This window comes from Streptomyces fumanus, assembly GCF_014655295.1.
GTDB classification, from domain to species: domain Bacteria; phylum Actinomycetota; class Actinomycetes; order Streptomycetales; family Streptomycetaceae; genus Streptomyces; species Streptomyces fumanus.
This window is the reverse complement of record NZ_BNBI01000009.1, coordinates 223,874-248,091: the sequence shown is the minus strand read 5'-3', so window position 1 is coordinate 248,091 and position 24,218 is coordinate 223,874. Positions and strand designations below refer to the sequence as shown.

17 protein-coding genes and 1 pseudogene are annotated in these 24,218 nt (G+C 74.7%); 10 read left to right on the top strand and 8 right to left on the bottom strand.

Going from position 1 to position 24,218, the window contains the following annotated elements:
• Positions 1-14: 14 nt before the first annotated feature.
• Both IE316_RS21215 and IE316_RS21210 read right to left on the bottom strand, forming a co-directional pair.
• Positions 15-1,748, bottom strand: a complete 1,734-nt coding sequence (locus tag IE316_RS21215) for a DUF5691 domain-containing protein (protein ID WP_229910503.1) — start codon at positions 1,746-1,748, stop codon at positions 15-17.
• A 46-nt stretch (positions 1,749-1,794) separates the two neighbouring features.
• Complete coding sequence (locus IE316_RS21210; RefSeq protein WP_190206011.1) at positions 1,795-3,144, bottom strand: SWIM zinc finger family protein; 1,350 nt, start codon at positions 3,142-3,144, stop codon at positions 1,795-1,797.
• A gap of 132 nt (positions 3,145-3,276) precedes the next feature.
• On the opposite strand from IE316_RS21210, the gene IE316_RS21205 reads away from it, so the two are divergent.
• From IE316_RS21205 to sucD, 5 genes are all read left to right on the top strand, one after another.
• Positions 3,277-4,461: an ATP-binding protein gene (locus tag IE316_RS21205; RefSeq protein ID WP_190206010.1), complete on the top strand. Its 1,185-nt coding sequence runs from the start codon at positions 3,277-3,279 to the stop codon at positions 4,459-4,461.
• A gap of 288 nt (positions 4,462-4,749) precedes the next feature.
• Positions 4,750-7,362, top strand: a complete 2,613-nt coding sequence (locus IE316_RS21200) for a DUF5682 family protein (RefSeq protein ID WP_229910514.1) — start codon at positions 4,750-4,752, stop codon at positions 7,360-7,362.
• On the top strand, positions 7,359-8,543 hold the full coding sequence (locus IE316_RS21195; RefSeq protein ID WP_190206009.1) for a VWA domain-containing protein: 1,185 nt from the start codon (positions 7,359-7,361) through the stop codon (positions 8,541-8,543). Before IE316_RS21200 ends, IE316_RS21195 begins: the two co-directional genes overlap by 4 nt.
• Positions 8,544-9,027: 484 nt before the next feature.
• On the top strand, positions 9,028-10,212 hold the full coding sequence (gene sucC / locus IE316_RS21190; protein ID WP_190206008.1) for an ADP-forming succinate--CoA ligase subunit beta: 1,185 nt from the start codon (positions 9,028-9,030) through the stop codon (positions 10,210-10,212).
• Between the two features lie 28 nt (positions 10,213-10,240).
• The gene (gene sucD, locus IE316_RS21185; RefSeq protein ID WP_190206007.1) at positions 10,241-11,125 is read left to right on the top strand and encodes a succinate--CoA ligase subunit alpha; all 885 of its coding nucleotides are present in this window, start codon (positions 10,241-10,243) and stop codon (positions 11,123-11,125) included.
• A 234-nt stretch (positions 11,126-11,359) separates the two neighbouring features.
• Here sucD and IE316_RS21180 read toward each other — a convergent pair whose 3' ends face one another.
• Positions 11,360-12,598, bottom strand: coding sequence for a helix-turn-helix domain-containing protein (locus tag IE316_RS21180; RefSeq protein WP_190206006.1), 1,239 nt, complete (start codon positions 12,596-12,598; stop codon positions 11,360-11,362).
• Between the two features lie 96 nt (positions 12,599-12,694).
• On the opposite strand from IE316_RS21180, the gene IE316_RS35620 reads away from it, so the two are divergent.
• Complete coding sequence (locus IE316_RS35620; RefSeq protein ID WP_229910502.1) at positions 12,695-14,653, top strand: cell division protein PerM; 1,959 nt, start codon at positions 12,695-12,697, stop codon at positions 14,651-14,653.
• A 31-nt stretch (positions 14,654-14,684) separates the two neighbouring features.
• Here the strand turns inward: IE316_RS35620 and IE316_RS21165 are convergent, their stop codons facing one another.
• Positions 14,685-15,458, bottom strand: coding sequence for a hypothetical protein (locus IE316_RS21165; RefSeq protein ID WP_190206005.1), 774 nt, complete (start codon positions 15,456-15,458; stop codon positions 14,685-14,687).
• A gap of 474 nt (positions 15,459-15,932) precedes the next feature.
• On the opposite strand from IE316_RS21165, the gene purN reads away from it, so the two are divergent.
• Positions 15,933-16,571 (top strand): phosphoribosylglycinamide formyltransferase, encoded by a 639-nt coding sequence (gene purN / locus IE316_RS21160; RefSeq protein ID WP_190206004.1) that lies wholly within the window; start codon positions 15,933-15,935, stop codon positions 16,569-16,571.
• Positions 16,568-18,136: a bifunctional phosphoribosylaminoimidazolecarboxamide formyltransferase/IMP cyclohydrolase gene (gene purH / locus IE316_RS21155; protein ID WP_190206003.1), complete on the top strand. Its 1,569-nt coding sequence runs from the start codon at positions 16,568-16,570 to the stop codon at positions 18,134-18,136. Before purN ends, purH begins: the two co-directional genes overlap by 4 nt.
• Positions 18,137-18,227: 91 nt before the next feature.
• Here the strand turns inward: purH and IE316_RS21150 are convergent, their stop codons facing one another.
• The 4 genes and pseudogenes from IE316_RS21150 to IE316_RS21135 form a co-directional block, all read right to left on the bottom strand.
• The gene (locus IE316_RS21150) at positions 18,228-18,695 is read right to left on the bottom strand and encodes a hypothetical protein (RefSeq protein WP_190206002.1); all 468 of its coding nucleotides are present in this window, start codon (positions 18,693-18,695) and stop codon (positions 18,228-18,230) included.
• Between the two features lie 98 nt (positions 18,696-18,793).
• Positions 18,794-20,320: a protein kinase domain-containing protein gene (locus IE316_RS21145; protein WP_190206001.1), complete on the bottom strand. Its 1,527-nt coding sequence runs from the start codon at positions 20,318-20,320 to the stop codon at positions 18,794-18,796.
• 155 nt (positions 20,321-20,475) lie between these two features.
• Positions 20,476-21,213, bottom strand: a pseudogene (locus tag IE316_RS21140) (FHA domain-containing protein); the annotation flags it as partial.
• Positions 21,214-21,340: 127 nt separating this feature from the next.
• Positions 21,341-22,093 (bottom strand): RDD family protein, encoded by a 753-nt coding sequence (locus IE316_RS21135; RefSeq protein ID WP_190206000.1) that lies wholly within the window; start codon positions 22,091-22,093, stop codon positions 21,341-21,343.
• A 254-nt stretch (positions 22,094-22,347) separates the two neighbouring features.
• Here IE316_RS21135 and IE316_RS21130 point away from each other — a divergent pair, with 254 nt between their 5' ends.
• Positions 22,348-23,202, top strand: coding sequence for a bifunctional methylenetetrahydrofolate dehydrogenase/methenyltetrahydrofolate cyclohydrolase (locus IE316_RS21130; protein ID WP_190205999.1), 855 nt, complete (start codon positions 22,348-22,350; stop codon positions 23,200-23,202).
• A 106-nt stretch (positions 23,203-23,308) separates the two neighbouring features.
• Entirely contained in the window at positions 23,309-23,800 is a 492-nt protein-coding gene (locus IE316_RS21125) for a DUF3017 domain-containing protein (protein ID WP_190205998.1), read from the top strand.
• Positions 23,801-24,218 lie beyond the last annotated feature (418 nt).

Here is a 24,218-nt window from a genome sequence, read left to right as displayed (position 1 = left end):
GGGGTGCCGGAGGGCTATCGGGGCTCCGCTCGGCCGGTGGCGTCGACGGGGCCGGGGGAGTCGGCGGAGTCGACCGTGCCATTCAGTTCCTCGGTCATCGCCGCGCGCAAGCGCAACGTGGTGACCAGGCGCTGGAACGCCTCAGCCCAGTACCCGCCCGCCCCCGGCGAGGCGTCCTCCGGCTCGTCCGGTATCGCCAGCAGCCCGTCGAGCCGGCTCGCCTCCGAGGGGTCGAGGCAGCGCTCGGCCAGCCCCATGACGCCGCTGAAGCTCCACGGATAGTTCCCGGCGTCCCGCGCGATGTTGAGCGCGTCGACCACCGCCCCGCCGAGCGGCGCCGCCCAGGGCACCGCGCACACCCCGAGAAGCTGGAACGCCTCGGACAGCCCGTGCGTCGCGATGAACCCGGCGACCCACTCGGCCCGTTCGCCGGCGCCCAGCGTGCCGAGCAGCTTCGCCCGCTCCGCCAGCGACACCGCCCCCGGCCCCCCGGCCTCCGGTGCCGTGGGCAGCCCGAGCAGTGCCCGCGCCCACACGGCGTCCCGCTGCCGCACGGCCGCCCGGCACCAGGCCCCGTGCAACTCGCCCTGCCAGTCGTCCGCCACCGGGAGGGCGACGATCTCCTCCGGCGTACGTCCGCCGAGCCGCCCGGACCAGGTGCCCAGCGGCGTCGCCTCCACCAACTGGCCGAACCACCACGACCGTTCACCGCGCCCCGCGGGCGGCTTCGGCACCACCCCGTCGCGCTCCATCGCGGCGTCGCACTCGTGCGGCGCCTCCACCACGAGGGTCGGTGTGACCTGGCTCCGGTCCACGGAGACGCAGGTCAGGGCCCGCGCCGCCATCCGCGCGGCGAGCGCCGAGCCCGGCAGCGCCGACAGCAACTCCGCCGCCGTGGCCCGGACGTTGCGGCTGCGATCGCCCAGCGCCTGCTCCAGGAACGGCTCGTCCCCGGCGCCCAGGCCGGTGCGCAGTGAGTCGAGGAACATCAGCCGGTCCTCGGCCCGCTCCGTCCCCCACGTCGAGGCCAGCAACTCGCGTGCCATGGCCGGATCGTGACCGCGCAGGGAGGTCAGCAGCGTGACCCGCTCGGCGAACAGGCCCTCCTGCCACAACCGCCGGACCTTGTCCGTCTCCTCGGGGCGCGGCAGGGCGGCGTCCCCGCCCGGTGCCGCGCGCAGGGCGAACCGCCAGTCGGGGTTCAGCCGGGCCAGCCACAGGGCGCGCGGCCCGGCGAAGGCGAGGGCCGCCGGACGCAGGTCCGTCCGTCCCCGCGCCGCGTCCAGCAGGGCGGGCAGGGTCTCCGGCGGCGCGGCGAACCCACGGGCGTTCGCCGTCGCGAGCCACTGGGGCAGCAGCTCCATCAGGTCGGGCGCGGTGCCTCTGCGGCCACCGCCGGAGGTGCCGGGCCGGTCGGCGAGCAGCATCGCCAGCCGCCGGGCCGCCGCCGCCGGCAGGGGCGGACGCCGGTCCTCCGGCGCCGGTGCGGGCCGCTCCGCCGCCGGGGCGGGACGCAGCCCCGCCCTTCTCCGTACGGTCGCCAGGGCGGCCGCGTCCAGCAGCGCCAGCGGCGCCTCCGGGCCGGGCGCGCAGCCCGGGGGAGTGCGCCGGTCGGTGCCGAGCAGGGCGGAGGTGACGAGTTCCTCCCAGTCGGCGTTCACGGGTGCGGGTGCGGGTGCGGGTGCGGGTGCGGGTGCGGGTGCGGGTGCGGACGTGGACGCGGGCGCGGGCGCTGGGGGCCTGGTCATGCGGGTCCTTCCTCTCAAGAGGGCGGAGGGGGCGGGGTCGGTGCCGTCAGCACAGCGGTACCGCGGGGCCGGGGGCGGTCGGCCAGGCGGTCAAGGGGGTGAAGCCCCGGTGGCCGCACTCGCCGAAGACCGTGACGGGAGCGCCGCCCGAGAGGGCGACCAGGCGCCACAGGCCAGGCCGGGTGCGGGCGGTGGGCGTGAGCGGCAGTGCGGTGTCCCCGTCGGCGTCGGCCAGTTGCCAGGAGTCGCCGTCGGGGACGGGTATGACCCGGTCGAGGGTCACCGGCACGGAGTCCAGCCAGGGGTCGTCGCGGAGCGCCTCGCCGTACTGGGCCGTCGCCTCGGAGGTCGTGACCCCCGGAGGACGGATCGTCGTCCGCGCGGGCGGGGCGAACCGCTCGCCCAGCGACGCCCGGTGCTGTCCGGCACCCGGATACGGGGTGACCTCGCACTCCAGGGCCAGCCCGACCGGCAGCGCCAGCTCCGGGGCGCGGCCGGCGGCACCGTAGGAGAGCAGCAGGGCGGTGCGGTGCGACGCGGCGCCGTGGATCCAGACGCGCCGGGTCGTCAGGCGGGCGTCCGCCGTGTCGTACTGGGCGAGGACCAGCCAGTGGTCGCGCAGGGCGGGCCCGTCCGGCGCCCCGGTCAGGCCGATGCGGGAGCGGACCGTCGCCGCCAGGCCGTCCGGCAGATGCTCCCGGCGCAGCCAGCCCCGGTCCAGGAGGTGGAGGAGGGCGCACTCCTCGAGGAGGCGGACCGGCCAGCCGGGCCCGGACGAAGGGACGGCGCCCAGCTCCCGTACCCGGGCGGCGAGCCCCGGCGCCTGCGCGTCGACCATGCGGGCCGCGGTCTCCTCCCACATCCCGTACCCGGCCTGCTCCGCGCCGGCCAGACCGCCGCGCAGCAGGTCCGCCAGCCGCTGCTCCAGCTCCGTCGTGCCCGCCGTGATCCGCTCGGCCCGGCGCTCCGCCCTGCGCCGCGCCGCCTCCGGATCACCGGCCGGGGCACCGGCGGACTCGGCCGGGCGCTGCCGCTCCGCCCGCTGCCGCCGCGTCGTCAGCCACTGCTCCGCCCAGTCCGGTGCCTGCCCCGGCGCGACGGCGCCGTCCTCGCCGGCCCAGAGCAGCAGCAGTCCGAGGGCGTGCTTGCACGGGAACTTCCGGCTCGGACAACTGCACTTGTAAGCGGGCCCCGCCGCGCCCGCGAGGTCGACGACCGTCTGGTACGGCTTGCTGCCGCTGCCCTTGCACAGCCCCCACACCCTCCCCTCGTCGTCACATCCCGCGTCGGACCACGGTCCGGCCGCGCCGAGTTTGCTTCCCGCTTTGCGTGACGCGGCGTCAGGCGCCAGTGCCAGCACCTGGTCCGCGGTCCAGCGCTCCCCCTGCTGAGTCATGTCTCGAAACTAGGACCTGCCACTGACAATCGGCCTCCGCGAGCACATTTGTGCAGGTCAGAGCGATTGTCAGTGGTGTGGTGCACGGTTGATGCCAGATCCGAACCGGCCGAGCTGGAGGGGGACTCAGCCATGCCTGTGTCCGCAGAACCGACGTCCGTCGACCCGAGCCAGAACGGGTCCGCGCCTGTGAACACGGGCCCGGAACCCCAGACTTCCGCGGGCGCGCCCGAGAGCGCGGAGGCCCTGCGTCCGCACGCCGAGGACGCCTTCGCGGGCGAACTGGCCGCGCTGGCCGCGCAGGACGACCGTCCGCGCCCGGCCCGCTGGAAACTCTCGCCGTGGGCCGTCGCGACGTACCTGCTGGGCGGCACCCTGCCGGACGGCACGGTGATCACCCCGAAGTACGTGGGCCCGCGCCGCATCGTCGAGGTCGCCGTCACCACGCTGGCCACCGACCGCGCCCTGCTCCTGCTGGGCGTGCCCGGCACCGCCAAGACCTGGGTGTCCGAGCATCTCGCGGCGGCCGTCAGCGGCGACTCGACCCTGCTGGTGCAGGGGACGGCCGGCACACCGGAGGAGGCGATCCGCTACGGCTGGAACTACGCGCGGCTGCTCGCCCACGGCCCCAGCCGGGAGGCGCTGGTGCCCAGCCCGGTCATGCGGGCGATGGCCGAGGGGATGACCGCCCGGGTCGAGGAGCTGACCCGCATCCCCGCCGACGTACAGGACACGCTGATCACGATCCTGTCGGAGAAGACGCTGCCGATACCCGAGCTGGGCGAGGAGGTGCAGGCGGTCCGGGGGTTCAACCTGATCGCCACGGCCAACGACCGCGACCGCGGGGTCAACGACCTGTCCAGCGCCCTGCGCCGCCGCTTCAACACCGTGGTGCTGCCGCTGCCGGAGAGCGCCGAGGCCGAGGTCGACATCGTCTCGCGCCGCGTCGACCAGATCGGCCGCTCCCTCGACCTGCCGGCCGCGCCCGACGGCATCGACGAGATCCGCCGTGTCGTGACCGTCTTCCGCGAGCTGCGCGACGGGGTGACGGTGGACGGGCGGACGAAGCTGAAGTCGCCCAGCGGCACGCTGTCCACGGCCGAGGCGATCTCCGTCGTCACCAACGGGCTGGCGCTGGCCGCGCACTTCGGGGACGGCGTGCTGCGGCCCGGCGACGTGGCCGCGGGCATCCTCGGCGCGGTGGTCCGCGACCCGGCGGCCGACCGCGTCATCTGGCAGGAGTACCTGGAGACGGTCGTCCGCGAGCGCGACGGCTGGACGGACTTCTACCGGGCCTGCCGGGAGGTGACCGCGTGAACGGTACGGGGACGGCGCCCTGGACGATGACCCGGACCGCACCCCGGACGGCGGTACGGACGGTGCCCGGGACGGCGGCCCACGCGGTCGCCGCGACCGGGGACGAGGGCGACTCGGCGTGGACGCGGAGGGGAGGGGGACGACGTGACCGACACTGACCGCTCCACGGCGGGTACGGCGAGTACGGGGGGTACGGCAGACACGGCGAGTACGGCAGATACGGCGGGTACGGAGCACCCTGGCGGCACTGGACCGGCGGGGGCCCGTGCCGGGACGGGGGGAGCCCCCCTGCTGCTCGGCGTCCGGCACCACGGTCCCGGGTCCGCCCGTGCCGTGCGGGCGGCGCTGGAGGCGGTGCGGCCCCAGGTCGTGCTGATCGAGGGGCCGCCCGAGGCCGACCCGCTGATCCCGCTCGTCGCCCACGAGGAGATGCGGCCGCCGGTCGCCCTGCTCGCCCACGCCGTGGACGAGCCCGGCCGGTCGGCGTTCTGGCCGCTGGCCGAGTTCTCCCCGGAGTGGGTCGCCCTCCGCTGGGCCGTGGAGCACGGCGTCCCGGCGCGCTTCATCGACCTCCCGGCCGCCCACACCCTCGCGTGGCAGGCGACGACCGGGGAGGAGACGCCGGAGGGCGGAGCGGACGAGGACCGCGCCCCCGACGTACGGACCGATCCGCTCGCCGTGCTCGCCGAGGCCGGCGGGTACGACGACCCCGAGCGCTGGTGGGAGGACGTCGTCGAACACCGGGGCGGCGGCGGGGACGCCCCCCTCGCACCGTTCACCGCGCTGGAGGAGGCGATGGGCGCGCTACGGGAGACGGAGGAGAACACCGAGCCCGACCGGGGCCCGGCGTCCGCGCCCGACCGGGACCCCGACCACGCCCCCGTACCCACCCCCGACCACACCCCCGTACCCGCCCCCGACCGCCCCCAGGTCCCCGTACGCGACCGGGACCTGGTCCGGGAGGCGTACATGCGGCTTCAGTTGCGGGCGGCGCTGCGCGAGTTCCCGGGTGGTGCGGTGGCCGTGGTGTGCGGGGCCTGGCACGTGCCCGCGCTGCGCCGCAAGGTCACCGTCGCCGCCGACCGGGCCCTGCTGAAGGGGCTGCCCAAGACGAAGACGGACATGACGTGGGTGCCGTGGACCCACCGCAGGCTGTCCCGGAGCAGCGGCTACGGCGCGGGCATCGCCTCGCCAGGTTGGTACGGGCATCTGTTCGCCGCGCCGGACCGGCCCGTCGAGCGGTGGCTGACCAAGGTGGCCGGCCTGCTGCGGGAGGAGGACCGGATCGTCTCCTCCGCCCATGTCATCGAGGCCGTGCGGCTCGCCGAGACGCTCGCCGCGATGCGCGGGCGCCCGCTGCCCGGCCTGAGCGAGACCACCGACGCCGTGCGCGCGGTGATGTGCGAGGGCTCGGACGTACCGCTGGCCCTGGTGCACGACCGGCTGGTCGTCGGGGACGTCCTGGGCGAGGTGCCCGCGGACGCGCCCGCCGTGCCGTTGCAGCGGGACCTCACCCGCGTCCAGCGCCGGTTGCGGCTGAAACCGGAGGCGCTGGAGCGCGAGCTGGAACTGGACCTGCGCAAGGACACCGACGCCGGGCGCAGCCGCCTCCTGCACCGCCTGCGGTTGCTCGGCGTCCACTGGGGCGAACCGGCCGCGTCCCGGGGCAGCACCGGCACCTTCCGGGAGACGTGGCGGCTGCGCTGGGAGCCCGAGCTGTCGGTGCGGGTCGCCGAGGCGGGCGTATGGGGCACCACGGTGCTGTCCGCCGCGACCGCCCGGGCCGAGGCGGACGCGCTCGCCGCACCGGGCCTCGCCGACGTCACCGCGCTCGCCGAGCGCTGTCTGCTGGCCGAACTGCCGGACGCGCTCCCGACGGTGATGCGCGTCCTCGCCGACCGGGCGGCCCTCGACACGGACGTCGGCCATCTCGCCCAAGCCCTGCCGGCGCTGGTCCGCTCCCTGCGCTACGGCGATGTGCGCGGCACCGACACCGGGGCGCTCGCCGAGGTCGCCGCGGGCCTCGCCGAGCGGGTGTTCGTCGGCCTGCCCCCGGCGTGCGCCGCGCTGGACAGGGACGCGGCCGAGGAGATGCGCCGCCACGTCGACGCCGTGCACGGCGCGGTGGGCCTGCTGGGCGGCGCCGCCCCGGCCCAGGGCGACGCCCCCGCACCGGGCCACGGGGATCTGCGGGCCCGCTGGCAGCGGGTACTGCGGGTGCTGTCCCGGCGGGACACCGTGCCCGGCGTCATCCGCGGCCGTGCGGTGCGGCTGCTGCTGGACGACGGGGAACTGCCGGCGGACGACGCCGCCCGCCTCATGGGCCTCGCCCTCTCGCCGGGGACCCCGCCGGTGGACGCCGCCGCCTGGATCGAGGGCTTCGTCGGCGGCGGCTCCGGCGGCGGGATGCTCCTCGTCCACGACGAGAAGCTGCTCGGCCTGGTCGACGCCTGGCTGACCGGCGTGCCGGGGGAGGCGTTCACGGACGTACTGCCGCTGCTGCGGCGCACCTTCTCGGCGTACGAGCCCGGTGTGCGCCGGACCCTGGGCGAACTGGTCCGGCGCGGCCCCGCCACCCGGGGCGGCCCGACCGGCGCGGGTGGCGGCATACCGGGATTCGCGGCCGAGCCGGACGCGGCCCGCGCGGACGCCGTGGTGCCGGTGCTGAGCCTGCTGCTGGGCCTCGGCGCCCACGACGACGCCACCGGCGGCGGAGGAGCCGAGGACGGCACGGGAGCCGGGGACGGCGGAGGAGCCGAGGACGGCACGGGAGCCGGGGACGGCGGAGGAGCCGAGGACGGCACGGGAGCCGAGGACGGCGGAGGAGCCGAGGACGGCGAAAGAGCCCGGGACGGCGACCGGGCCCGGCACGACAACGACCCTGTGGGGGTGCGGACATGACCACCGAGCGGATCGGCCAGGACCACGACGAGGACCGGGGGGCCCAGGAGCGGCTGCGGCGCTGGCGGCTCGTCCTCGGCGGCGACAGCGCCGACGGCACCGGCTGCGCGCTCTCCGGACGGGACGCGGCGATGGACGGCGCGCTCGCCGCGCTCTACGGCAAGGGGAACCGGCCGGGGACGGGACGGGAACGCGCGGCGGGGCTCGGCGCCTCGGCACCCTCCGTGGCCCGCTGGCTCGGCGACATCCGGACGTACTTCCCGTCCTCCGTCGTCCAGGTGATGCAGCGCGACGCCATCGACCGGCTCGGCCTCGCCACGCTGCTGCTGGAGCCGGAGATGCTGGCGGCGGTGGAGGCCGACGTCCACCTCGTCGGCACGCTGCTCTCGCTGAACAAGGCGATGCCCGAGACCACCAAGGAGACCGCCCGGGCGGTCGTGCGCAAGGTCGTCGAGGACCTGGAGAAGCGGCTCGCCACCCGCACCCGGGCCACCCTCACCGGGGCCCTCGACCGCAGCGCCCGGGTCAGCCGGCCCCGCCACCACGACATCGACTGGAACCGCACGATCGCCGCCAACCTCAAGCACTACCTGCCGGAGTACCGGACGATCGTGCCCGAGCGGCTCGTCGGTTACGGGCGGGCCTCCCGGTCGGTGAAGAAGGAGGTCGTCCTCTGCATCGACCAGTCCGGGTCGATGGCGGCGTCGGTGGTGTACGCGTCGGTGTTCGGGGCGGTGCTGGCGTCCATGCGGTCGATCAGCACCCGGCTGGTCGTCTTCGACACGGCCGTCGTCGACCTCACCGACCAGCTCGACGACCCGGTCGACGTGCTCTTCGGCACCCAGTTGGGCGGCGGCACGGACATCAACCGGGCGCTGGCCTACTGCCAGTCGCAGATCACCCGGCCCGCCGAGACGGTGGTCGTGCTGATCAGCGACCTGTACGAAGGGGGGATACGGAACGAGATGCTGAAACGGGTGGCGGCGATGAAGGCGTCGGGGGTGCAGTTCGTGACGCTGCTGGCGCTGTCCGACGAGGGGGCGCCCGCCTACGACCGGGAGCACGCGGCGGCGCTGGCCGCGCTGGGCGCACCGGCCTTCGCCTGCACGCCGGACCTGTTCCCGGACGTGATGGCGGCGGCGATCGAGAAACGCCCGCTGCCGATACCGGACCCCACGTGACCGACCGGAGGACCCCAGTGACCGACCGGGCCGCACGCGACGACCGGTCCGCACGCGATCCAGCAGGCCGCGCGTGAGGTACCAGGCCCCACGTGACCGACCGGGCCGCAGACGCCCCACCGAGCCGTACGCGGCCTACCGCGCGGTGAGGCCGACCGAGCCCCGATCGAGCCCCCGACCGGCCCCCGGGCAGCCCCCGGCCGTCCTCACCCCACCACCCCCCGCCCGGTGAGGCCCCCGACCGCCGGGGGCGTCCCCGGCACCCCGTGCCAGGCCGGGCGGCATCATGTGACAGGTATCACCGCTCAGGTGTGAGATGCGATTTAGAGACCCCGTGCCAGCGGCGATAACCTGCGAGACGGACATGCCGCGCGCTCGGACACCGTGTGCGCCTCCCTTGTGACAACAGCGGACGTCACGTTGCCCTTCGCGGCACGCCCACGCATCCAACGAACCGCGAGATCACTGATAGGGACGGAAGCGCGTGGACCTGTTCGAGTACCAGGCGAGGGACCTCTTCGCCAAGCACGATGTACCGGTGCTGGCCGGTGAAGTCATCGACACGCCTGAGGCGGCGCGCGAGATCACCGAGCGTCTGGGCGGCAAGTCCGTCGTCAAGGCTCAGGTGAAGGTCGGTGGCCGCGGCAAGGCCGGTGGCGTGAAGCTGGCGGCCACCCCGGACGAGGCCGTCGCCCGCGCGACGGACATCCTCGGCATGGACATCAAGGGCCACACGGTCCACAAGGTGATGATCGCCGAGACCGCGCCCGAGATCGTCGAGGAGTACTACGTCTCCTTCCTCCTCGACCGCGCCAACCGCACCTTCCTCTCCATCGCCTCCGTCGAGGGCGGCATGGAGATCGAGGAGGTCGCCGCGACCCGCCCCGAGGCCGTCGCCAAGACCCCGATCGACGCGATCGACGGTGTGACGCCGGAGAAGGCCCGCGAGATCGTCGAGGCCGCGAAGTTCCCGGCCGAGGTCGCCGACAAGGTCGCCGACGTGCTGGTCAAGCTCTGGGACACCTTCATCAAGGAGGACGCCCTCCTGGTCGAGGTCAACCCGCTGGCCAAGGTCGCCTCCGGCGAGGTCATCGCCCTGGACGGCAAGGTGTCCCTCGACGACAACGCCGAGTTCCGCCACCCCGACTTCGAGGAGCTCCACGACAAGGCCGCGGCCAACCCGCTCGAGGCCGCCGCCAAGGAGAAGAACCTCAACTACGTCAAGCTCGACGGCGAGGTCGGCATCATCGGCAACGGCGCGGGTCTCGTCATGAGCACCCTGGACGTCGTCGCGTACGCCGGTGAGAAGCACGGCAACGTCAAGCCCGCCAACTTCCTGGACATCGGCGGTGGCGCCTCCGCCCAGGTGATGGCCAACGGCCTGGAGATCATCCTCGGCGACCCGGACGTCCGCTCCGTCTTCGTCAACGTCTTCGGCGGCATCACCGCCTGCGACGAGGTCGCCAACGGCATCGTCCAGGCGCTGAAGCTCCTGGAGGACCGCGGCGAGAAGGTCGAGAAGCCGCTCGTCGTCCGCCTCGACGGCAACAACGCCGAGCTGGGCCGCAAGATCCTCACCGACGCGAACCACCCGCTGGTGCAGCGCGTCGACACCATGGACGGCGCGGCCGACAAGGCCGCCGAGCTGGCTCACGCCGCCGCCAAGTAAGCACTCAGGACGAGGACACCAACACACCATGGCTATCTGGCTCAACAAGGACAGCAAGGTCATCGTCCAGGGCATGACCGGCGCCACCGGCATGAAGCACACCAAGCTCATGCTCGGCGACGGCACCAACGTCGTGGGCGGCGTGAACCCGCGCAAGGCGGGTCAGTCCGTGGACTTCGACGGCACCGAGGTACCCGTCTTCGGGACCGTCAAGGAGGCCATCGAGAAGACCGGCGCCGACGTCTCCGTCATCTTCGTGCCGGAGAAGTTCACCAAGGACGCCGTCGTCGAGGCGATCGACGCCGAGATCCCCCTCGCGGTCGTGATCACCGAGGGCATCGCCGTGCACGACACGGCCTCCTTCTGGGCGTACGCCGGCAAGAAGGGCAACAAGACCCGCATCATCGGCCCGAACTGCCCCGGCATCATCACCCCGGGCCAGTCCAACGTCGGCATCATCCCGGGCGACATCACCAAGCCGGGCCGCATCGGCCTGGTCTCGAAGTCCGGCACGCTGACGTACCAGATGATGTACGAGCTGCGCGACATCGGCTTCTCCACGGCCGTCGGCATCGGCGGTGACCCGATCATCGGCACCACCCACATCGACGCCCTGGCCGCCTTCCAGGACGACCCCGACACCGACCTGATCGTCATGATCGGCGAGATCGGCGGCGACGCCGAGGAGCGGGCCGCGGCCTTCATCAAGGACAACGTGACCAAGCCGGTCGTCGGCTACGTCGCGGGCTTCACCGCGCCCGAGGGCAAGACCATGGGCCACGCCGGCGCCATCGTCTCCGGTTCCTCCGGTACCGCCCAGGCCAAGAAGGAGGCCCTGGAGGCCGCCGGCGTCAAGGTCGGCAAGACGCCGACCGAGACGGCGAAGCTGGCCCGCGAGATCCTGGCCGGCTGACCACCGGGACCGGACGGCGGACCACGTACGGTCCGCGCACCGGTCCGTACGCCGGTCACCACCGGTCCGTACGCAGGTCCGCGCACCGGTCCGTACGCCGGTCACCACCGGTCCATACGCAGGTCCGCGCACCGGCTCGTACGCAGGTCCGTACCGGCCCGTACGCCGGTCCGCGCATCGCCTTGCCGCGAGGGCCCGCACCCCCGTCCACCGGGGGCGCGGGCCCTCGCGCGTTCAGCGGGCCAGCGGAACCAGCCGGTCCGGCCCGCTCCGCCACTCCTCGCGCAGCGCGGCCCGCAACCGCAGTTCCTCGTCCGACAGCGCCCCCGGCGCCACCCTCGGCGGCACACCCCGCACCGTCTCCCCGGCGGGCACCGGCGGCTCGTACCGCGTGGGCGCCGTCCGCAGCGTCAGCGCGGTGGTGCCGATCAGGGCGACCGTGAAGGCGATGGCGGCCCGGGTCCAGAACCGGGCCCGGCGTTCGCTGCCCGTCCGCACCGCCGGTGCCCCCGCCGCCCGCAGTTGCTCGGCCGACGCCGCCTCGCCCAGCTTGCGGTGCAGTTCGCCCGGGTCGGCCAGCTCGGGCAGCCGGGCGGCGACGGCCTCGCGGGCGCGCAGCAGCCGGTTGGCCGTCGCCGGAGTCGTCGCCTCCGTCTCCGCGGCCGTCTCGGGCAGATTCAGACCGACCCCGTCGTACAGCAGCAGGGTGCGGCGGTGCGGCGGCGGGAGCCTCCGCAGGACGGACAGCAGAACCCGGGCGGAGGGGTCGGCGGGCGGTGGCTCGGGGTGACGGTGGCGGAGGCGGAACCGCTGCCAGGGGGAGAGCGCGTACTCGTACGCCGCCGCCCGCACCCAGCCCGCCGGGTCGGGGTCGCGGGCCACCTCGGGCCAGTGTTCCCAGGCCCGCTGGAAGGCCCGCTCGACCGACTCGCGGGCCAGGTCCCGGCGGCCGGTGAGCAGATAGGTCTGCCGTACGAGGGCGGGGGCGCAGAAGGCGTACAGCGCGTCGAACGCCTGAGCGGGCGTCAGACCGGCGGGCCCAGTCGCCTCTCCCGTGACGGCCTCCTCCTCGACCGCCGTCTCGCCGACCGCCGTCTCGCCGACCGCCGTCTCGCCGACCGCCGTCTCGTCGGCCGCCTTCTTGCCGGCCGCCTTCTCCGCGACCGGCGGCCCGTCCTGCTGCGCGGCCCCGGACGGCCCGCCGCCCGCCTCCGTCGACCGTACGAGGCTCCCGGCCTCCGCGGCCTGACGGGCAGTCACGTCGCCCTCCCCGCCGGCCAGCGCGTCCAGCAGCCTCGCGTACGCCTCCCCCTTCCGGCCGCGCGGGGTCGTGCGGCCGGTCTCCCACGCGCGTACCGTCTCGCGGCTCACCCCCACCCGCGCCGCGAGCTGAGCCTGCGTCATCGACGCCGCCTCACGCAGGCGTCGGCGCGCGCCGGGAGGGGGGAGCGGGATGGCAGGTGTCTGCGTCACCGGGCGCCCCTTCGTACGAAAAAGTACATAAACGTATATTGAGCGACACAACGGGGCTTCGCCTGTTACGTCGCTGGAGCGCGTGTCGTTGGCAGCATGGCGGGCGTGATCCATACGACTGTCCGCCGACCGCCGCTGTCCGTGCTGCTCGCCCGCTGGCGGGACCGTTCGCCGGGGCTGGCCGCCGGGCTGCTCGGCGGGGCGATCGCGGCCGGGCTGGGGCTCTGCGCGGTGGCCGTGCTGGTGATGCTGCTGTGGATCAGTTCGCCGTACCCGGACAGCGGGCCGGGCGGCGCGCTGCACATGACGGCCGCCCTGTGGGTGCTGGCGCACGGCGTCGAACTCGTCCGCGTCGAACGGCTCGGCGGCGGCTCCGCGCCCGTCGGGGTCACCCCGCTGCTGTTCCTGCTGCTGCCGGTGTGGCTGCTGCACCGGGCCGCCCGGGACGCCACGGACGTCGACGACGGCGTGGGTCTGGCCGTGGGCCCGGGGATGCCCTCCGCGACCCGCGTCGGCCGGCCGGGCGTACGGGCGGACCGGGCCGCCGCTCCGCCGCACGTCTCGGCGCGGATCGCCTGGGCCGGCGTCGTCCTCGGCTACCTCGGCGTGGCCCTGCCCGTGGTGCTGTACGCGGCCGGCGGCGCGCTGCGGCCCTCCTGGCCGTGGACGGTGCTGTGGCTGCCGCTGGTCACGATGGCGGCGGCCGGCGCGGGGGTGTGGACGGCGTTCGGCCGGCCGGGCGGGCCGGTGGGCCGGGCGCTGCGGGTACTGCCCTGGCATCTGCGGGTGCTGATCGTGGAGCCGGACGCCCGGGTGGGCGCCGCCGCGCGGGCCGCGGGCGCCGGCACGGCGGTGCTGGTCGGCGGCGGGGCGCTGCTGCTGGCGGTGTCGCTGGTGGGGCACGGCGGGGCGGCCCGGGGCTCGTTCCTGCGGCTGTCGGAGGGGTGGTCGGGGCAGATCGCGGTGCTGCTGCTCTGTCTGGCGCTGGTGCCGAACGCGGCGGTGTGGGCGTCGGCGTACGCGCTCGGGCCGGGGTTCGTGCTGGGCACCGGGCATCTGGTCGGCCCGTACGCCTCGGCGCCCGCGCCGCTGCTGCCGCCGTTCCCGCTGCTGGCGGCGGTACCGGACGCGGGTCCGGGCACGCCGCTGCACTGGGCGACCGGGGTCGTGCCGCTCGCGGCCGGTGTCACGGCGGGCTGGTTCACGGCCCGCTCCGCGACGGAGCACTGCGGGAACCCGGACCACGGCCACGCGCCCGGCCACCCGGACGACCCCGCGCCGACCACCTCCGACCCGGGCACCCGCCCCGACGCCACCCGCACCGACGGCACCCGCCCCGACGCCAGGAAACCCGACGCCAGCGACGCCAAAAGACCCGGCGGCCCGGAACCCGGCGCCCCGGGACCCGGCGGCCGGGAACCCGCCACCCCCCGTCCCCGCCCCGGCCCCGGCCCCTGGGACCCCGACGGCACCCCAGCCGGTGCCTGGCCCCTCGGCCGTACCGCCGTCTCCGCCGCGCTCTCCGCGGTGCTGTGCGCCGTCCTGGTCGCGTTGCTGACCGCGCTGGCGGGCGGGGCGCTGGGCAACGCCGCGCTGGCGCGGTTCGGGCCGGTGTGGTGGCAGGCCGGGGGCGCGGCCCTGGTGTGGACCGCGACCGTCGCCGTGCCGACGGCGGTGGCCGTACGGATCTGGCGCTGCCTGGGCGGACGCGGCACCGCCGGACGCACCGGGGCCGGCGCCGCGACGGCCCCGGACGACGGCACCCGAGGGGACCGCCGGTACCTGGGCATTCCGGTGCCCGGGCTGGACCGCCGCCTGCGCGTCCCGGTACCCGTGCTGGACCGCCGACGGCTGCGCGTCCCCGTACCCGCGCTCGGCGACTGGAGCCTCCCGCGCAAGGCACCGCGGTCACCGGCACCGACGCCGACCCCCGCCCCGCTCTACGACCACGCCGCCCACCCCGACCTGAAGGACGGCGACGGCGGCGACGACAGCGCGCTGCACCCTTACGACCTGGTGCCCCCGGAACCCCCCACCGGCCCGACGACCCCATGAGCCGAGTCACAGGGGACGGGACCGCCGAGGATCAGCCCTCGCTGCCCAGCACCCCCCGCAACTGCTCCGGCAGATGCTCGCTGCAGGACTGTCTCGACTCGTTGGTGAGGGCGTCGCTGCGGCACGTGTAGTAGTCGCTGTAGACGAGTTGCGCGGCGAAGGACGCGGCGACCAGGACGATGCCCAGCGAGGCCGTGACCAGGCCGCTGACCGCGGCGGTCGTCTGCGGCCGGCCGGCCGGCTCGGGCGCCGCCGGGGTGTCGGGGTCGGTGGCGGCCCGGGGCTTGGCGCGCAGGGCGCTGATGCCCCAGTACAGGGCGAGCGCGCCGAGCAGCAGGGCCACGTACGGCCAACTGAACAGGGCGAAGAACAGCGCCCACATGCCGCTCAGCAGCGCGTACCGAGCGCGGCGCTGGGCGGGGTCGGCCGGGTCCCAGCGCGGGCCGGGACCGCCGGACGGCCCCTCGGGGCGCGGCCCGGGACGCTCGCCGAAGCCGCCGGGGGAGCGGCCGGGCTGCCGGTCGCTCCAGCGGCCGCCCCAGGGCGTGCGGCCGCCCTGCGCGCCCCGGTCGCCGTCCTGGTCGTCACCGCCCGACGGGTGCCGGGGCTGCCAGGGCCGGTCCGGGGTGCCCTCGGGCGGGGGCGCGAAGGGGTTGTCGTCCTGGGACGGGGACGCCCCGTCGGGGCCACTGGGCGCGTCGGGCGGCGAGGACGGGCGCTCCCGCAGCAGCACACCGGTGCTGTGCTCCCCTCCCTGCGCCGACTGCTGGGGGAGCATGAGCAGTCGCAGGCTGCGGTCCGGCATCAAGTGAGCGTCTTCCCCTTGGCGAATAGGAATGGTCGGGTCGAGCGGGCGATACGGGTACGACTGGTGAACGCCCGGCACACCAGCAGCGTTCCCGCCACCGCCGACGCCCACGCCGCCGACCGCGGCCGCCGCCGACCACCGTCGACAACCACCGTCACCGACCGCGGCCGCCGCCGACCGTCGGCCGCCGCCGAACGCGCCGCGGCGAGGGCCGGCAGCACGGGGCACCACCGACGCCGAGCACCGGCGCCGACCGCCACACCGGCGGCAGCGCCCCGCTTCGACCAGACGCTACCTTCCGGCCACGCCCCCGTCCCGAGGGGGCCGTCCGGTGTGCCGGTATCGTTGCTGACGGCCGGCCGCTTCGTAGACTTCCCCGTATCCCGGGGCGCGAAGCATTCGTACGACCGTACAAACGCGGCGGTGCGGACCGGCCGCAGGCACCCGCTTCCCCGAGAAAGGGCCCCCACCGTGGCCGCCAAGCCCGTGGCCGAGCGCGTCAGGCGACTGGTCGTGCTGGTCTCCGGATCCGGCACCAACCTGCAGGCGCTGCTCGACGAGATCGCCGCCACCGGCGCCGAGACGTACGGGGCCGAGATCGTCGCCGTCGGCGCGGACCGCGACGGCATCGAGGGGCTCGCGCGTGCCGAGCGCGCCGGGCTGCCGACGTTCGTGTGCAAGGTCAGGGACCACGCCACCCGCGAGGAGTGGGACGCGGCGCTCGCCGCCGCCGTCGCCGCCCACGAGCCGGACCTGGTGGTCTCGGCCGGGTTCATGAAGATCGTGGGCAAGGAGTTCCTGGCCCGTTTCGGGGGGCGGTTCGTCAACACCCACCCCGCTCTCCTCCCGAGCTTCCCGGGGGCCCACGGCGTACGGGACGCGCTCGCGTACGGCGCCAAGGTCACCGGCTGCACCGTCCACTTCGTCGACGACGGCGTCGACACCGGGCCGATCATCGCGCAGGGCGTGGTGGAGATCCGGGACGAGGACGACGAGAGCGCTCTGCACGAGCGCATCAAGGAAGTCGAGCGAAGGCTGCTCGTCGATGTCGTGGGGCGGCTCGCCCGCCGCGGCTATCGCATTGAGGGACGAAAGGTAGTTATCCAGTGACCGCCACCGCCGAGAGCTCCCAGCGGGCCATCCGTCGCGCGCTCGTCAGCGTCTACGACAAGACCGGGCTGGAGGACCTCGCCCGCGGGCTGCACGACGCGGGCGTCGAACTCGTCTCCACCGGCTCCACGGCCGGCCGGATCGCCGCCGCCGGCATCCCCGTCACCAAGGTCGAGGAGCTGACCGGCTTCCCCGAGTGCCTGGACGGCCGGGTCAAGACCCTGCACCCGAAGGTGCACGCGGGCATCCTCGCCGACCTGCGGCTGGACAGCCACCGCGAGCAGCTCGCCGAGCTGGGCGTGGAGCCGTTCGACCTGGTCGTGGTCAACCTCTACCCGTTCCGCGAGACCGTCGCCTCGGGCGCCACCCCGGACGAGTGCGTCGAGCAGATCGACATCGGCGGCCCGTCGATGGTCCGCGCCGCCGCCAAGAACCACCCCTCGGTCGCGGTGGTCACCAGCCCCGCCCGGTACGCCGACGTGCTCGCCGCGGTGCGCGACGGCGGGTTCGACCTGGCCGCCCGCAAGCGCCTGGCCGCCGAGGCGTTCCGGCACACCGCCGAGTACGACATCGCGGTCTCCTCCTGGTTCGCCTCCGCGTACGCCCCCGCCGACGACTCCGCGTTCCCGGAGTTCCTCGCCACCAGCCTGGAGCGCTCGCACACCCTGCGCTACGGCGAGAACCCGCACCAGCCCGCCGCCCTCTACACCGCGGGCACCGGCGGCCTGGCCGAGGCGGAGCAGTTGCACGGCAAGGAGATGTCGTACAACAACTACACGGACACCGACGCCGCCCGCCGGGCCGCCTACGACCACGCCGAGCCCTGTGTGGCGATCATCAAGCACGCCAACCCCTGCGGCATCGCGATCGGCGCGGACGTCGCCGAGGCGCACCGCAAGGCGCACGCCTGCGACCCGCTGTCCGCGTTCGGCGGCGTGATCGCGGTGAACCGGCCGGTCAGCAAGGAGATGGCCGAGCAGGTCGCGGAGATCTTCACCGAGGTCATCGTGGCGCCGGACTACGAGGAGGGCGCGCTGGAGGCCCTCACCAAGAAGAAGAACATCCGCGTGCTGCGCTGCCCGGAGACCCCCGCGCACCCGGTGGAGGTCAAGCCCATCGACGGCGGCGCCCTGCTCCAGGTCGCCGACCGCCTCCAGGCCGAGGGCGACGACCCGGCCACCTGGACGCTGGCCACCGGCGAGGCGCTCGGCGAGGCGGAGCTGGCCGAGCTGGCGTTCGCCTGGAAGGCGTGCCGCGCGGTGAAGTCCAACGCGATCCTGCTGGCCAAGGACGGCGCCTCGGTCGGCGTCGGCATGGGCCAGGTCAACCGGGTCGACTCCGCGAAGCTCGCGGTCGAGCGGGCCGGCGCCGAGCGCGCCCAGGGCGCGTACGCGGCGTCCGACGCGTTCTTCCCGTTCCCGGACGGCCTGGAGATCCTGACCGCGGCGGGCGTCAAGGCCGTGGTCCAGCCGGGCGGTTCGGTCCGTGACGAACTGGTGGTCGAGGCGGCGAAGAAGGCCGGCGTGACCATGTACTTCACGGGCACGCGCCACTTCTTCCACTGAGCCGGGACTGCCGCCCTGAGCCGTCCGGAACTCCCGGAACGCGGCGAGGGCCCGCCGGTCACCGACCGGCGGGCCCTCGCGGCAGCCGCGATCAGCAGGGGCGCAGGGACCAGATCGGGTCCCAGGTGGCGGTGCCCGCCTGGTAGGCGGTGGACGTCCAGCGGACGCTGCCGTCCTTGTTGAAGAACTTCGCCACCGTGCCCGGCGTCTGGTTGTTGGTGAACGGGCCGTCGCCGGTCCAGTTGGTCACGTTCCACGTCTGGCACTTGTAGAAGTCGAACTTGGTGCCCTTCACGATCATGCAGAGGTGGCCGTAGGCGCAGGCCAGGTCCCGGGCGGACGTGGTCTTCGGCGCCTCGGTGACGGTCAGGCCCTCGTACCTGACCGCGTCGGCGGAGACGCTGAGCGGCTGGTGCCGGTCGGCGAGCACCTGGTCGGCGGCCCGCTGGAGGCCGGTGACCCGGGTGCCGGCCGGGTCGGCGGCGGTGGCCGCGGCCGTGGAGCCGGCGACCAGGGCCGAGGCCGCGAGGAGCAGGGCGGCGGGCTTGGTGATGTTCACTGTCGTTCCCCCATGAACGTCGGTGGTCGTACCGCCGAGGCGGTGTGCCACCACCGTGCCCGCCGGGCACCCTGTGCGGTACCTGTGAACTCCCAGGGTCACGACCGCCCCGGCGGGGTGTACTCCTTGAGGTAGTGGGCGACGCGGGCGGCGTAGGCGCGGTATTTCGGGGGAACGCCGCCCGTGTCGTTCACCTTGTCGTACGACGTGCGGTACGCGGCGGCGATCAGCACCCGGCGGTCGCCGGGCAGGTCGTCGTCGAGCCGGGGCGTGATCCAGCACAGGTAGCGGCCCATCGCCGGGATGGACTCGGCGGGCGGGAACGGGGGTTCGGGGACGGTCTCGCCGGGGGTGCCGTCCTCGTGCATCCACCAGCGCAGCACGCTGGGGGTCCAGCGGGCGATGCCGTACTCGTTCTTCTCCGGGTCGGAGAGCAGCGGGTCGAAGTCGCTCTCCACCTTCAGCATGGCCGCGATCAGCACGGGGCTGACCTCTTCGCGGTCGCAGTCGTGGGCGGTCTCCACGATCAGCAGCCGGTAGGCGGCCGGGATGTCCCGGTCGGTACGGAGTTCCGCCGCGCCGTAGGAGGCGGCGGCGGCCCGCGCGCCGCCGGTACCGCCGGACCGGCCGCCGGGCGCGGTGTCGTCGTCGAGGACGGCGCTGACGCCGAGGCCCAGCGCGACGGCGGCGGCGGCCGCGCCGGCCAGCAGCAGCAGCCGCCAGGTCCGGGTGCGGCGCGGGGGTGCCCCGCCGGCCGCCGCCGCCACCCGGCGCGCCAGGGCCCGGGTGCCGATGCGTTCGGCGTGCGTACGGGTCAGACAGGCCCGCACGATGTCCCGCCACGGCTCCGGCAGCGCGGGCGACAGCCGCAGCTCCGCGGTGCCCCGGGCGTAGGCGACCGCCGCGTCCCGCCGGGCCGCCGGGGTGCCGCCGGGCAGCGGGAAGGTGCCGGTGAGCAGCAGGTGGGCGAGGACGCCGAACGCCCATACGTCGGCGGACGGACGGATCTGCCGGCCCCGCTCGCCGATCTCCGCCCAGAGCAGTTCCGGCGGGGTGTAGTCGGGCGTGGAGAAGGCGGGCGTGTAGGCGTGGGTGCCCTCCAGCTCGGCGGCCATGTTGAAGTCGGCCAGCCGGACCGAACCGTCCTTCATCAGCAGCACGTTGGCCGGTTTCAGATCCCCGTGCACCCAGCCCGCCTCGTGCAGTTGTGCCAGTCCCTCGCAGATCTGCGCGAGCAGCGCGGGCCCGTCCGCCGGCCGCACCGGCAGCGCCGCCAGCGACCGCTCGGCCCGCTCCAGTACGAGGACGGTGGCGCCGTCGAGGCAGGGGCGGGCCGGGTCGTCGACGGTGAGGGTGGCGTACATCCGGATCAGCCGGGGCCGGCTCAGGCGGCGGTGCAGCTCGACCTCGCGGTCGATCAGTTCGCGCAGGTGGGTGAGGTGGCGGGGGGTGCCCGTGCCGGTGGGCAGGAACTTCAGCGCCACCGTCGCCGGGAGGTCGTCGCCGCCGGAGCGGCGCCGTCCCTCGTACACGCTGCCGAACGCGCCGGTCGCGATCGGCTCCCGCACCTCCCAGTCGCCGACCCGGTATCCCTTCGGCACCGGCACGGCGTAGGGCTCGGTCACCGGACCGACCGCCTGGACGCGGGCTGCTCGGCCATCGGCCGGCCGGGCGCCGACCGCTCGGACGCCGCCCGCTCGGACGCCGACCGGCGGGACGCGGGCGGCCCGGACGCCGGGGCCGACCGCTCGGACGCCGACCGCCCGGGTGCCGCCGGCCGGGGCGCCGTCGCCAGTACGGCCAGGTCGTCCTCGCGGACCAGGTCGAACCGGAGCGCCAGGGAGACCAGGGACTCCTTCTTGCCGTTCAGCCGGGTCCCCGGCTCGGCGGTCTCCGGGCCCGGTTTCAGCCGCAGCTTGACGGCCAGGTAGTCGATGTTCCACTGCACCGTCGTACGGGACGCGGCCGGCCAGCCCGGCCGCAGCCGCTCGACGACCTGCTCGACCGTCGGCAGCGGCGCGTGCGGCGTGCCGCGCAGCCGCGGTTCGCACAGGGCGGCCAGCACCGCGAAGTACCGCTTGGTGCGGTCCACGGAGAAGGCCGGGGCGGTCGGCTCCCCGTCGGTGCCGTCCTCGGCGCGCAGATAGTCGTGGCGCGGCGCCCACACCTCGACCGGCAGCAGATCGCCCGCCGCGGGCAGCACGATCCGCGAGAACTCGAACGGCACCGGCGCGTCCAGCCGCCCCGGCGCCACCTTGATGTGCTCGCCCGCCCCTTCCGGGTTCTCCACCACGTACGTCTGGCGGGCCGAGAGGTTGCTGAGGGTCCAGAAGGAGCCCTGGGCCGTGATCTCACCCGCCCTGCGGGACACCCCGTCGTGCGCGATCAGCAGTCCGCCCTCGGGGACCGACCGGCCGAAGGCCAGCCGTTCGCCGGGGGCGAGCCGGAGCTGTGCGGGGGCGGTGCGGCCGGGCCCGTCCTCCGTGGTCGGCGGAGGTACCACGATGATGCTGTACAAGGTGCGTCTCCCCGTGCCTGACGGCTGCCTCCTCAGACTAGGGCGACACATAAGGGCCGTGCCCCCCTCGTACGGGTGAGACACGGCCCTCACGGGTGAATGGCGGGAACGCGACGCCCCTGCGGCGTCAGTTCTGGACGACCATCGTGCTGGCGGCCTTGTCGTGCCAGCCCTGCTGGCGGCCGGACTTGTCCCAGAACGGGGACAGGTAGACCAGCAACTGACCGATACCGCAGGCGATGCTGCCGACCATCGGGATGATCCACCGGATGAAGGACGAACCCAGGCCCGGCTTCTGGCCGGTGTCCACCTTGACCACGCGGATGCCGACGCACAGCTTGCCGAGCGTGGCGCCCACCAGACCGGTCATCAGCCACTCGTAGAGCAGGCCCACGATCGCCAGCACACCGAACATCGCACCGAACGCACTGGCGAAGTCCGACCCGGCGTCGTTGATGCACGAGTCGTAGTTCACGGAGTTCGGGTCGCAGTCCTGCGCCGCGCCGAGGGAGCCGACCACCCCGACCACGATGAGCACGGTGTAGATGATTCCGAAGGCCACACCGTCGATCACCCGGGCGCCGAAGCGGCGGCCCATCGAGGCGACCCGCGGACCACCCGGCACGGACCCGCCCGGGTAACCGGGCTGCTGCGGATAGCCGTACCCCTGCTGCGGCGGGAGGCCGGGCGCCTGCGGGTAGCCGTAGCCGGGCTGGCCCTGCTGGGGCTGGCCGTATCCGGGCTGCTGGGGGGCGCCGTAGCCGGGCTGGCCCTGCTGGGGGTGGCCGTATCCGGACTGGTCCGGCTGGGGGTGGCCGTAACCGGGCTGCTGGGGATTCTGCGGCTGACCGTAGGGGTTGTTGGGCGAGCCGAAACTCATGGCGGGCTTCCTCCGTAGCGCAAGCGGGGACGATGCGGACGACACGGAGGAACGTCGGACGTACGAGCGGTTCGCCCCCCGAGCTTGACCGCGCAGTGCGCCGTTCATCGTCGTAGGCCGGGCGAGTGATTGTCCAGTTCAAATCATCGGACGTTGTGCAAGTGCAACCTGGCCGATCATGGCCGGGCCCGGTGCGGGCGGTCCGCCGGCCTCCGGATTGGAACAGGGGGCCGGTCATCCGCGAGGATGGGGTCATGACCGCCCAGATTCTCGATGGCAAGGCCACCGCAGCCGCGATCAAGTCCGAACTGGCCGCCCGCGTGGCGGCGCTGAAGGAGAAGGGCGTCACGCCCGGCCTCGGCACCGTCCTGGTCGGCGACGACCCCGGCAGCCAGAAGTACGTCGCCGGCAAGCACCGCGACTGCGCCCAGGTCGGCATCGCCTCCATCCAGCGCGAACTGCCCGCCACGGCCACGCAGGAGGAGATCGAGGCGGTCGTCCGCGAGCTGAACGAGGACCCCGCCTGCACCGGCTACATCGTCCAGCTCCCGCTGCCCCGGGGCATCGACGAGAACCGCATCCTGGAGCTGATGGACCCGGACAAGGACGCGGACGGGCTCCACCCGATGAACCTCGGCCGCCTCGTCCTCAACGAGCCGGCGCCGCTGCCCTGCACCCCCAACGGCATCCTCACCCTGCTGCGCCGCTACGGCGTCGAGATCAAGGGCGCCGAGGTCGTGGTCGTCGGCCGCGGGGTGACCATCGGCCGGCCGATGCCGCTGCTGCTCACCCGGCGCAGCGAGAACGCCACGGTCACCCAGTGCCACACCGGTACCCGTGACCTCTCCGCCCACCTCAAGCGCGCCGACATCATCGTCGCCGCCGCGGGCTCGCCGCACCTGATCCGCGCCGAGGACGTCAAGCCGGGCGCGGCCGTCCTCGACGTGGGCGTCTCCCGCAACGCCGAGGGCAAGATCGTCGGCGATGTCCACCCCGGCGTCGCCGAGGTCGCCGCCTGGATCTCCCCCAACCCCGGCGGCGTCGGCCCGATGACCCGCGCCCAGCTCCTCGTCAACGTCGTCGAGGCGGCGGAACGCAGTGCCGGCTGAGGGGGAGAAGCGGGGGGCCTCCGCGCAGCCGGACACGCCGAGGACCGGGGGAGCGAGCCCGGAGACGGCCGGGTCCAGGGCCGGGGGAGCGAGCCGGGAGGCGGACGTGGAGGAGGGGCGGAAGGGGGCCGGTACTGAGCCGGACCTCGACGGCATCACCGTGACCGACCCGGTCAGCGCGCCCGACGCGCACGGGCGGCCCCGGCGCGTCACCCGCCGCTTCCCGCTGTTCACCCGGGACACCGCGCCCCCCGAGGGCGGTGGCCGGGCCGCGCCCCGGGACGCCCCGGCGCCCGCCCGGCAGTGGCCCGTCCTCGCCGTGGCCGGCCTGGTCGGTCTCGGCCTGCTGCTGACCGCGCTGGACGTCTTCCGCTACGGCATGCTGCTCATCGGCCTCGCCCTGCTCGGCGGAGCCGCGCTGCGCTGGCTGCTGCCCGACGTCGGCATGCTCGCGGTCCGCTCCCGCTTCACCGACATCGCCACCTACGGGGTCCTGGGCCTGGCCATCGTCCTGCTGGCGATGATGGCCCAGCCCGATCCGTGGCTGCAGATCCCGTTCCTCAAGGACGCCCTGCACTTCACCGTCAGCAACGAGTGACACCGGACAGCGCGACGGCGGCCCGTCCCCTCCCCCGTGGAGGGACGGGCCGCCGTCCGCACCCACCTTCCCGCGCCCCGCAGCGGCTGTTCAACGCCTGTCAGTACGCTGTGGCACGGAAGTGACCGTTCTGGAACGGACTCCGTGACGAACGTGACGCATGGGCCGCACCGGACCGCACCGGCCCGCCCAGACCCACCCGTACGGCGAGGTCAGGACGGCTTCCGGGGTTCATTTGGGCGGAGCGAGGGCCCGATGGAACACTGGACCGCGGCCGACTGGCGTGCGACCGTGCACACCCGCGGCCACCGCGCTCCTGTGCGCCCCCACCCCGGGAACCTGAGACCCCCGACCGACGCATCCCCGTGAGCAGCCGGCCGGGGACTCGGCGGAGGGCTTCACGCACAGGGGGAACGAC